Source organism: Stenotrophomonas sp., assembly GCF_032066555.1.
Lineage (GTDB): Bacteria > Pseudomonadota > Gammaproteobacteria > Xanthomonadales > Xanthomonadaceae > Stenotrophomonas.
This window is the reverse complement of record NZ_DAMBKV010000004.1, coordinates 29,813-38,788: the sequence shown is the minus strand read 5'-3', so window position 1 is coordinate 38,788 and position 8,976 is coordinate 29,813. Positions and strand designations below refer to the sequence as shown.

14 protein-coding genes are annotated in these 8,976 nt (G+C 62.5%); all 14 read right to left on the bottom strand.

Annotated elements, in window-relative coordinates; translation table 11 throughout:
- Positions 1–19: 19 nt before the first annotated feature.
- On the bottom strand, positions 20–241 hold the full coding sequence (locus RT131_RS06870) for a zinc ribbon domain-containing protein (RefSeq protein ID WP_313171470.1): 222 nt from the start codon (positions 239–241) through the stop codon (positions 20–22).
- A gap of 42 nt (positions 242–283) precedes the next feature.
- Positions 284–580, bottom strand: a complete 297-nt coding sequence (locus RT131_RS06865) for a DUF1799 domain-containing protein (protein WP_313171468.1) — start codon at positions 578–580, stop codon at positions 284–286.
- Positions 581–597: 17 nt separating this feature from the next.
- Entirely contained in the window at positions 598–906 is a 309-nt protein-coding gene (locus RT131_RS06860) for a phage tail assembly chaperone (protein WP_313171466.1), read from the bottom strand.
- Positions 906–1,577: a phage tail tube protein gene (locus RT131_RS06855; protein ID WP_313171464.1), complete on the bottom strand. Its 672-nt coding sequence runs from the start codon at positions 1,575–1,577 to the stop codon at positions 906–908. Before RT131_RS06855 ends, RT131_RS06860 begins: the two co-directional genes overlap by 1 nt.
- A 57-nt stretch (positions 1,578–1,634) precedes the next feature.
- On the bottom strand, positions 1,635–1,988 hold the full coding sequence (locus RT131_RS06850; protein ID WP_313171462.1) for a DUF3168 domain-containing protein: 354 nt from the start codon (positions 1,986–1,988) through the stop codon (positions 1,635–1,637).
- A complete protein-coding gene (locus RT131_RS06845; RefSeq protein ID WP_313171460.1) occupies positions 1,978–2,484 on the bottom strand; it encodes an HK97-gp10 family putative phage morphogenesis protein in 507 nt (168 codons plus the stop codon). The genes RT131_RS06850 and RT131_RS06845 overlap by 11 nt, the downstream gene beginning before the upstream one ends.
- Positions 2,481–2,831, bottom strand: a complete 351-nt coding sequence (locus RT131_RS06840) for a phage head closure protein (RefSeq protein WP_313171458.1) — start codon at positions 2,829–2,831, stop codon at positions 2,481–2,483. Before RT131_RS06840 ends, RT131_RS06845 begins: the two co-directional genes overlap by 4 nt.
- Positions 2,828–3,244, bottom strand: coding sequence for a head-tail connector protein (locus RT131_RS06835; RefSeq protein ID WP_313171456.1), 417 nt, complete (start codon positions 3,242–3,244; stop codon positions 2,828–2,830). Before RT131_RS06835 ends, RT131_RS06840 begins: the two co-directional genes overlap by 4 nt.
- Positions 3,245–3,247: 3 nt before the next feature.
- Positions 3,248–3,610, bottom strand: coding sequence for a hypothetical protein (locus RT131_RS06830; RefSeq protein ID WP_313171454.1), 363 nt, complete (start codon positions 3,608–3,610; stop codon positions 3,248–3,250).
- A 49-nt stretch (positions 3,611–3,659) separates the two neighbouring features.
- A complete protein-coding gene (locus RT131_RS06825) occupies positions 3,660–4,901 on the bottom strand; it encodes a phage major capsid protein (protein WP_313171452.1) in 1,242 nt (413 codons plus the stop codon).
- 71 nt (positions 4,902–4,972) lie between these two features.
- Positions 4,973–5,713, bottom strand: coding sequence for a head maturation protease, ClpP-related (locus RT131_RS06820; protein WP_313171450.1), 741 nt, complete (start codon positions 5,711–5,713; stop codon positions 4,973–4,975).
- On the bottom strand, positions 5,682–6,887 hold the full coding sequence (locus RT131_RS06815) for a phage portal protein (RefSeq protein ID WP_313171449.1): 1,206 nt from the start codon (positions 6,885–6,887) through the stop codon (positions 5,682–5,684). The genes RT131_RS06820 and RT131_RS06815 overlap by 32 nt, the downstream gene beginning before the upstream one ends.
- 107 nt (positions 6,888–6,994) lie before the next feature.
- Positions 6,995–8,665, bottom strand: a complete 1,671-nt coding sequence (locus RT131_RS06810; RefSeq protein ID WP_313171447.1) for a terminase large subunit — start codon at positions 8,663–8,665, stop codon at positions 6,995–6,997.
- On the bottom strand, positions 8,665–8,904 hold the full coding sequence (locus tag RT131_RS06805; RefSeq protein WP_313171445.1) for a hypothetical protein: 240 nt from the start codon (positions 8,902–8,904) through the stop codon (positions 8,665–8,667). The genes RT131_RS06810 and RT131_RS06805 overlap by 1 nt, the downstream gene beginning before the upstream one ends.
- Between the last annotated feature and the right edge of the window lie 72 nt (positions 8,905–8,976).

The window sequence follows — 8,976 nt, the reverse complement described above, 5'->3', positions numbered from 1 at the left end:
CGGTAGACGTTGCGCCGAATCAAGTACCCGAACGAGCCTCAATCCAGAACTTCACAGCCCATGCGGCTAAGCCGAGCCCTGCAATAACCATTGCAAGCAGGGCTAGGCTGGAGGCTCCCGACGTGTTCCCTGGCTCATTCGGAACCAAAGACTTCACCGGCAAAGGTGCACCACACCCCGGGCAAGCGGCTGCCTTATCGCTAACTTCCTTCCCGCATTCCGTGCATTTGATCAGTGCCACGTCTCAGGCCCCGTGCATTAGGGGGCAGATGGTAGCAAACCCCTACTTCCCGGGCGAAGTGAACTCGGTCAAGGCCGCGGCCTCCACAATGCGGATGCCGGCCATCACTTCGTCGCGCAGCTCCCCTGCCAGCCCCTCACGGTCCATCTCGTAGTAGACGACGTTGTAGTCCAATCCGATTGGGCCGCCGGCGCCAACGCGCCACTGGGTGGCGACCCTGCAGTAGATTTCGAAAGGCAAGGCGCATTCCGGCCAGAGGTCCACCTCCGGTCGTTTGAAGTGCTTGGCCTTGAGGCCGGCTTCTGCAAGCTCGGCCTCGGTGGGGGCGCGCCAGTACATCGCCCCCACCGCCTCAGTCAGTTTCCCTTGCGGGCTACCTGCACGGCCTGGGCGTAACCATGGATGATCGCCGTGTCCAAGCCGATCTGATGCTGCAGGGCCAGATCCACGCCAGCGGTATCCAGCTCCACGTCGGCCTCCCACGAGCTGACCATATCGAGAATTGCCTGCGTCGGCGTGATCTCGCCAGCCGCCAGCTTTTCAACGAGCGCCTTGTACTCGTCCTTCAGCATGTGACGGTAGATGAGCTTCAGCTTCTGCTCACGGCCCTGGCCTGCGATGGTGAGCGTGGTGTCGATCTTCTCCGGGGCTTTGACCTTGAACATTACTCAGCGGCCTCCACCAGGGTGGATTCCGACAGCTGCGTGAAGGTCGCAGTGTTGGAATTCGGCGTATTGCTGGCAATGGCGGGGTCACCGTTGAACGACAGGTAGCCATAGCGGTACTGAACGTCGCCTCCGGGCAATTTGGCGCGCAGAACCACGGGCTTTCCGATGGCGTCCACTTCCTTGGCAGCCTTGTACCAGGGCAGCTTGGGATCGTAGTACAGCGGAATGGTGAGCACGCGGGCGTTCTTGTAGGTCGGCACGCTGATCTGCTGGCCGGTCGGGTCTTCCAGCATCTGGCCGGTCCAGAACTGCTGTTCGCCCCCGGACATAGAAGGCTCACCCTGCTGGGTGAAGTCCACGAAGTCGCCCGCCTTGAACAGCTTGGCTGCCCCACTGGCACCCGGGAAAAGGACAGCCGAGCTGGTGTCGATACCGCGGAGGATTACCGAATCGCTCGCGCCGGCAGTGACCTCACCGGCCTGCGCAACGCGGTTGTTGATGATGGGCCATCCTGGAACCTCGATCAGTACCACATCGCCCTCATCGACGGCATCCGTAGTCACGGTTGCCGCTGCCGGGTCGGCCTTGGAGATGGTCGTCGCGGCAATGGCGGCGCTGAGCAGGTTGGCGAACCCGAACTGGGTGCCCTTGGGAAACTTGAGTGCCATTCTTGATTACCTCGCTGGGTCAATAAAAAGCCCGGCGGGTGCCGGGTATTGGGTAGTTCACGGGTCGGGATACCAAAGCCCGAAGTCCTGTCTTGCGCTGTACTTTTTGATCGCGTCCTCGTAGCCGCCGACCATCGCCCCAAACGGCTCCGAATTGCGTAGACCGCAGATGGCTCCCTCAATCTGCCGCATCAGCTGGTTGGCCTTCAGCCGCGTATCCGCCCATACGATGATCTGCACGCGGGCGTGCTTGTGGCCGGGCATTGCCCCCTCACTGAACCAGAGCGCCTGGCCGCCTACCTGCTGGTAGACCCCGCATGGGTAGGAGGGCGTGTCCGGCGGTACGTCGGGGTAGAACGCACCATTGAGCAGCGGCCCAATGAGCCCCGACAGCGTGGCCTCATAGCTCATCGGCATCACCTCCCCCGGCCAACAGCTCCGGCAAACGCTCGCGGCCACGCTGGAGCATCACCTCACGGGCTTGGGCCATGGAGGCGTCCATTGCCGGGCGCAGGAATGGATGGGCGGGAACCCACTTGGGAGCTGCGAGCTTCGCACCCGTGTACCAGTTGCCGTCCTTACCCTTGTAGCGGGCATGGCTCTGCCAGTGCCCAAACTCGACCAGATGCCCGTGAGGAGCCTTCTTTGCGTTCCAGCTCACCGCATAGACCTGCTTTGCAGTCGTAGACGCCTTATCACGGTAGGCCACGTAGATGGATCGTTGCAGGCCGCCCGGATTCTTGCTGCCTCCCTCATCTGTCCCTACTGGCGCGCGCATCTTGGCCTCATCCCGGAGAACCTTTCCGCCTGCGACGGCCATCGACCGGGCAAGCTTGGCGCGAACCTCACTCAGCTTATCCAACCCTGCTATGGCATCTTTGAAGTCAACGTTTGCCTTGATGGTCATCCGCTGTTCCCACCCTGCTCGGTCAAGATGTAGGCCGCCTGCCTGTCCTTTAGGTCGCGCGTAACGCCCTTTACGTCGAAGATCAGGCCGTCGTAGACAATCCGCATTCCAGCGTCGATGCCGAGGCGACTAATCGACTCAAAGCGCACCTTGAAGCTGTAACGCGCGATGGACGCAGGAACGCCGCCCTGCAGTCCGGACCGGATGGCGCCAAGCCCCGTTTCACCCGCTATGCCGGCCCACAGGTGATCGACCAACTCCCAGACCGGCACGGGCTGTCCGGCTGCATCTTGTCCGGCCACGGGGCGCTCGATAAGGATTCGCCGGTTCAGTTCGCCTGCTCTCATGGCAGCACCCGTCGATAGGGGAAGATCATCGTCTGAAACGCCGGGTTGTCGTGCAGCTGCACAGAGACTGACGCCTCCGTGTTAGCCAACATGTCCCCAACCAGCAGCAGGATTGCGGTGCGTAACGCCTCCGGGGCGGGGCCTGGCGTCGTGGTGAACAGAATGGGCCTCGCACCAGCCTCGCTCGTCACCGTTGCGGGCTGGATCGGCAGTACATCTCCCGCGCCACCCGGGCTCCAGGCATAGGAAGCGTCAGCGAGCGCATAGCCCGTTTGCTGTTCAACGACCTCCCGGGCTGCGGAAATCATCTTGCTGATATCCGCGTCCAGGGCATCCCCGTCAAACCGCAGACGGGCCTTCGCCTCTGCGACCGTCACCGGCTCTGCAGTGGCGGCGGTCATCAGGTACAGCATGGCTTACCCCTCTTTGGGAAAGGCGTTGGGATGGGTATCGATCAGCCCGCCCAAGCGCAGTGCTTCGGCGTGGGCCGCTGGAACAGCGATGACGTCGCCAACGTTGCCCAGGTGGTTGTTGCTCAGCACCAGGGCCTTAACCGTCTCGGCGGGTTCGGCCGGCTCAACGTGCGCTTGGTCGTCCTCGCCTGCGTCGGCATCAGCCTCCACCTCATCGGCCTGCGCAACGGCTTCCGCACTCTCTGCGCCGCTGGCTTCGGGAGGCGTGGAATCGGATTCCACAACATCCGCAGGCTGACCTACTGGCGCGACCTCTGCCTCTGCCTTGGCGGCGGCCTGAGCCGCTTGGTTCGTCTTCTTCGACATGACTTCCTCCAGACGGCGGCCAATCTGGCCGCCGTCGTTCACTGGTGGATTAGGCGGCAGCGCCGTGCTGGAAGGTCTTCACCGCACCGCCAACGTCGATCAGGTTGCCGCCAGTGCGCATCCAGGCCAGGAAGCCGACCTGACCCTTCTTGACGTAGGCGGAGTCATTGAAGCGGAACATCTGGATGTCCATCACGTCGCGGATCTTGTAGTAGCTGAAGTCGCCGAACGCGATGGACTTTGCTGCTGCGGCCGGGGAGGCAACGTGCTGGTTGATCTGGATATCGCGGTTCAGCAGACGATCCGGCGCACCGCCCGGGTTGCCCTGCTCGTAGCCCGGGACGAAGATCGGGCGGCCCTGGTCGTCCTTCACCTTGCGGATCAGCTTGAGCATGTCGTCGTGGAACATCCAGCGACCGTTCGCACGGTAGGCCGTATCAACGCTGTGCTCCAGATCCACCAGGTCGTCGTAGGTGATGACCGGCAGCGCGGAGACTGCGCCGATCTTGCCAACGGTAGCGGCGGTGATCAGGCCCATCGGCTGGCTATTGCCAGTGCCCAGCGTGTAGTGACGGTTGGTGATGCGGCCCAGGCGCGACTGCAGGCGACGCTCAATGAAGCCCGCGATATCGGCGGTGCTGTCCTGCAGCAGCTCCCACGGCACGGTCACGACCTTGGAGCTGTACTTGTAGACCTGCAGGCCCTTGGTGCCGAAATCAGCGTCATCGTCCGTTGCAGAGCTGTTCTCCGCAACGATCTCGCCCTCTTCCGACGTGCCGTCGCTGGTCGGGTACTGCATCGGCTCGCCGCCAGCAGTGCGGAACACATCCGCCACCTGACGCATGCCGCCGTAGGCCTTGAGCGCGTCCAGGATCTGCTCGGCCAGGGTGGTCGGGACGGTATAGCCACCCTGCTCCGGGTTGACGGCCGGATTGCCGGACATGGCCGCGTTGACCTGCTTCCACTCCTCGGCGCTCAGCGCCTTGTCGCCACCGCGCGCCCACTTGTCGAACAAGCGCACGTCACTCGACGCGTTCTTGTCGCTCCGGCCGCCACCGTGCTCACGGACACCTGCATCGTGCATGGCGTTGTCAGCGGTCAGATCCATCACCTTCTGGTGACGATCAATGGCAGCATCGATACGCTCGATTTCGGCCACGTTTTCGTCGTACTTGGCCTGGTTCTCGGCGGTCCAGGTGTTGCCAGCACCGGTGCTGGTGTCCAGCAGATTGCGGGTGTCCTTCGCCAGCTGGGTGCGGCGCTCCCGCTCGGCCTGAATATTGAAAGCCATAGGTCTTGATTCCTCTTTGGGCAATAAAAAACCGCCTTTCGGCGGTATCGGTTTCGGCAAGCGGGAGTCGCTTAGGCCGGGGTTCGCTCCAGCAGCGACAATCGCCGCTCGAGCGCATTTCGGTGCGCCGCGATATCCCCGTCATCGGGGGCGGCATTGTTCGGTTTGGCCAACAGCGCAGCCGGGGTGTTGGCGTAGGCGGAAAGATCCCATTGATTCTTTGCCTTCTTCTTGCCAACCACCTCGACCACACGGTCGGCGAAGCCATGCTCCTTGGCCTCATCGGCGGTGAACCAGGTCTCCTCGTCCATCCACTGCGTGATCTGCTCCTGATCCTTGCCAGTGCGTGCGGTGTAGTCCGCAGCCAGCCCAGCATCGATCTTGCCGAGAAGCTCGACCGTCTTTGCCATGTCGGCTTTATTGCCCAGTGCGATGGTCCAGGCGTTGTGGATCATGAAACCTGCGCCTTGGGTGATCTCCACCTCATCGCAGGCCATGCAGATTCCGGTAGCCGCTGATGCCGCCAGACCGTCCACATGGGCGATGACCTTGGCCTTGTGCTGCGAGATGGCTGTCATCATTGCCCGGGCCCCGAACACATCACCGCCTGGCGAGTCGATTCGCAGGTGGATGGTGTCCACGTCCAAGGCGGTCAGGGCCTTCACGAACTCGGTTTCGTCAATATCGCCCCAGTAGCCACCGATCACGCCATGCAGATACACGGTGGCCTCTGCCCCGCTGGTTTCGGCACGCAGCGGCTGCGATGCCGCGGCGTTACTCTTAGCCAGCTGCAGCAGCTTCGGAATCGTCATCGTTCTCGTCCTTCTTGGTGGTGTCGCCAGGCCCTGCCTGGTAATCAGTGGGGTTATAGAGCCGGTCCCCGCCCTCGACGGGCGGCAGGTTCTTCATCCGGCGAACTTCATTGATCGTCATCCAACCCTGTGTACCGGGGCCGCCGAGCGCTTTGCCGAAATACTCACCCTGCGCCTTGGAGTCACCGGCCATGAGGCCGTCAACGTTGTGCTCCACGAAGAAGCGCGAGGTCAGGAACAGCTTGCGGTTCAACTCGTCGCGGAAGCGCTTCAGGTGCGGTCCCAAGGTGTGCTTTACGAAGCTAATGCTCATCTGCTCGATACCCGAACCAAAGCTACTGGCCTTGGTGGTCTCGCCGATCATGTGCGGAGGAACCCCGAAGGCTCGGGCAACGTCGATCACTTGCCACTGCCGTGACTCCAGCAGCTGCTGGTCCACGGCGGACATGGTCAGCTCTTTTACATCCAGCCCCTGCGTCAGGATCAGCGGGATTCTTCGATTGCCTTGATTGCCGCCGTACTTCTTCACCCACGCATCGCGGAACTCGTCCTGCTGTCCCGTTGTCATCTTGCCGGTCGTGGTGATCGCTACCTCGGGTTTGCCGCCCTCGCTGAAGAACTTCCCGGCGTGCTCGTCGCCCTGCAGCGCGATGCCAATTCCATTGCACGCCCCCCACTGGATAACGGACATGGAGTGCACACCGTTGAATCCGAACCCGGGCAGGTGCAGCACATCAGCTTGATCGACGGTGAAGTACCCCTCCTTGTCGAAGAAGGTGTACTGAAGGCGGCGCTCATCGCGGGGTGAGTCCCTTTCCTGCTCCAGGATCTGCACCTGGTTGCGGGGCCAGGGCAAGATGGCGGTCACCTGCCCTGCGCGATTCCGCTTCAGGTAAGCAATTCCGTCGCCGCGCAGCAAGACCTGGGCAACCAGGTACTCCCAAGCTGCAGCTGTCGGCCAAGCCGAACTCATCTGCTCGTTGAGGAGCCACCAATAGTCGTGGTCGGCCCGCTTGCGCGACTCCTCCGTGCGCTCGTAGACGTGGACCGGCAGCTGCGAGATGGCTCCTGCGATTAAGCTCACGCAAGAGAACACCGCCGAAACTCGCATCGCGCTGTCAGGCGTCACCACCGCGCCAGATGCAGTCGTCGGATTGCCGAAAATCTCGAACATCCGCACGCTGGAAGACGAGACTGTCTCGCCTTCCACCACGTTTCCGATGGTCGGCTCTACCCGGTCTCGCGGGTCAGGGCGCGGGCTGCTTCCAAATAGTCCAAGCATCAGTTCATCACCACGAAGCCTTGTGAAATAACGCCGTTCCCCGCTTCGGGGTTCAGCTCCATGAGCGATACCGCATCGAACACCGCCATTAGCGGGTCGATCTTTGCCGAGCCAGAGGCCTGTTTGGTGATCAGGATGGCGTTCCCGCGCGGCTCGATCTTCGCGTTGCTTACACTCCAGGCCATCAGGGGCTGCCCGCTGTGCTGCAGCGCGCCCTCAGCCAACCGGCGCTCGGTTGTCTTGATTGCGCCACCGAGCCGCCAGCCCTGCGATACAGCCTTGATCTTGTCCTGCGGGACGCCAGCTTCCTCCAGTGCGTCAAGAACCGCGCCAATGCCAGCCGGGTCAGCGCCAACGCCAGCAAGCAACCCTGCATCCTCAAGGTCTGCAACACACGCGGCCAGCTCTCGCACGTCGTCACCGATCTGCTCCACCAGTCCCAGATCACCGTCAGCAGCGAAGTCCCGTAAGCGCGGCGCGATATCCTGCCGCCGCTGCAACACAGATGGGTGCGCCCAGGCCCGCGTCCACACCAGCCAGTTGCGCGAGTTCGATTCACGCCCCACCACCGCCAGCCCCAGCAGATCGTCCAGGCCGCCGCCGTCGATCCCAACGGTTACGACCTCGCAACGGGCCATCAGGCTGTCCAGCGTAAGCCCCGGCAACGCGCGCGCCAGCCAGTAGTCAGCACCGGCCCAGCGGTCGGACCTCAGCGCCAGACCAATCTCCACATTGAGGTGCTTGGCCAAGAACTCCTGCAACTTGCCGTCGCGTGAGTTCTGCAGGCGTTTGAGCTGCCCCTCGATCCACTCCGCATTGACCGACCGGCCAATGTTCGGGTTGGTGATGTAGTAGTTCTGCGGCTTCAGGTAGTCCTTGGCCTCAACCATCGCCTGTGGGAACTCATAGAGAACGCCAAGGGTGGCCGGGTCCAACGTCACGCCGTCGCGCACATCGCGCCAATACTGCAGTTTCTCCTTGAACACGCCTGCGGGGGCATCGTCGGCCTGAGTGGTCAGGAAAATCACCCAACCCTCATCACGCGACACCTGCCCGCCCAGTGCCTCCAGGAACATCGCCTGGGCATTCGCTTTCTTGCCGAACAGCCATAGCTCATCGACCAGGACGCGCCCGGCCTTCTTGCCGGACACCGTGTCCGTATCGGCCGCCACCACCTTGAGCGTATTCCGGCTCACCCGGTGGGTGATGGTGCGCAGGTGCTCCTGCACATGGAACATCGCCTGCAGCTCTTCGTCGGCGCGGATCATGCCCGCCGCTGGCTTGAAGCTGTTGTCTGCAACTTCCTTGGTTGGGGCAAGGATGAGGTGCTCTTCGTCCTCGCGCCAGCACAGAATGGTTGCCGTCAGCATGATCCCAGCGGCAATGGTGGACTTGGTGTTCTTCTTGCTGATCAGCAAGCCGTACTCGCGGATCAGCTGCTTGCCGGTCTCCGCGTCGTAGCCGCCGAAGATGGCGCGCACGAAGTCGAAGACCCACTCCTCTGACACCTCGCCAAATGTCGGCTTGCCGGGCAAGTCCACAATGCGCAGCGCCTTGAATATCTCAAGGGCCTGCTCTGCTTCGTTGGGGTAGATCGGCGGAGGGATGATGCCGCGCTGGTCGATCAGGCGTTGCTCCCAGTCGGGACAGGCCGTCGTCCACGCGGGCATCATCCCTTACCGCCCTTCACCAGCCGCATCGGCGCTTGCCCTGGACCGAACTTCCCGGCCCCCACCACGCGCTCAGCAGCCGCCTGCTTTTGATCTTTGATGCCCCCGGCCTTCTTCGGGTACTGGTAAGGCATAAGTGCCTTGGCAGCATCCACCCGAAGCTTTATATCCGTCTCCTGGTCGTTCATTACGCCTTGCAGGAACTTCTGCGGATCAGTCGTCAGCAGAAGATCCGACATGTTCAAAACGGGCTCCTTGGGAGGGCGCCCGGCTCCAGGGCGAGCACCGCCCGAATTCGCGCGCGGCCCTCC

Excerpts from the sequence above, each read along its gene's own strand:
- RT131_RS06865 (WP_313171468.1), bottom strand. The coding sequence starts at position 580 with ATGTACTGGCGCGCCCCCACCGAGGCCGAGCTTGCAGAAGCCGGCCTC.
- RT131_RS06860 (WP_313171466.1), bottom strand. The coding sequence starts at position 906 with ATGTTCAAGGTCAAAGCCCCGGAGAAGATCGACACCACGCTCACCATC.
- RT131_RS06855 (WP_313171464.1), bottom strand. The coding sequence starts at position 1,577 with ATGGCACTCAAGTTTCCCAAGGGCACCCAGTTCGGGTTCGCCAACCTG.
- RT131_RS06850 (WP_313171462.1), bottom strand. The coding sequence starts at position 1,988 with ATGAGCTATGAGGCCACGCTGTCGGGGCTCATTGGGCCGCTGCTCAAT.
- RT131_RS06845 (WP_313171460.1), bottom strand. The coding sequence starts at position 2,484 with ATGACCATCAAGGCAAACGTTGACTTCAAAGATGCCATAGCAGGGTTG.
- RT131_RS06840 (WP_313171458.1), bottom strand. The coding sequence starts at position 2,831 with ATGAGAGCAGGCGAACTGAACCGGCGAATCCTTATCGAGCGCCCCGTG.
- RT131_RS06835 (WP_313171456.1), bottom strand. The coding sequence starts at position 3,244 with ATGCTGTACCTGATGACCGCCGCCACTGCAGAGCCGGTGACGGTCGCA.
- RT131_RS06830 (WP_313171454.1), bottom strand. The coding sequence starts at position 3,610 with ATGTCGAAGAAGACGAACCAAGCGGCTCAGGCCGCCGCCAAGGCAGAG.
- RT131_RS06825 (WP_313171452.1), bottom strand. The coding sequence starts at position 4,901 with ATGGCTTTCAATATTCAGGCCGAGCGGGAGCGCCGCACCCAGCTGGCG.
- RT131_RS06820 (WP_313171450.1), bottom strand. The coding sequence starts at position 5,713 with ATGACGATTCCGAAGCTGCTGCAGCTGGCTAAGAGTAACGCCGCGGCA.
- RT131_RS06815 (WP_313171449.1), bottom strand. The coding sequence starts at position 6,887 with ATGTTCGAGATTTTCGGCAATCCGACGACTGCATCTGGCGCGGTGGTG.
- RT131_RS06810 (WP_313171447.1), bottom strand. The coding sequence starts at position 8,665 with ATGCCCGCGTGGACGACGGCCTGTCCCGACTGGGAGCAACGCCTGATC.
- RT131_RS06805 (WP_313171445.1), bottom strand. The coding sequence starts at position 8,904 with ATGTCGGATCTTCTGCTGACGACTGATCCGCAGAAGTTCCTGCAAGGC.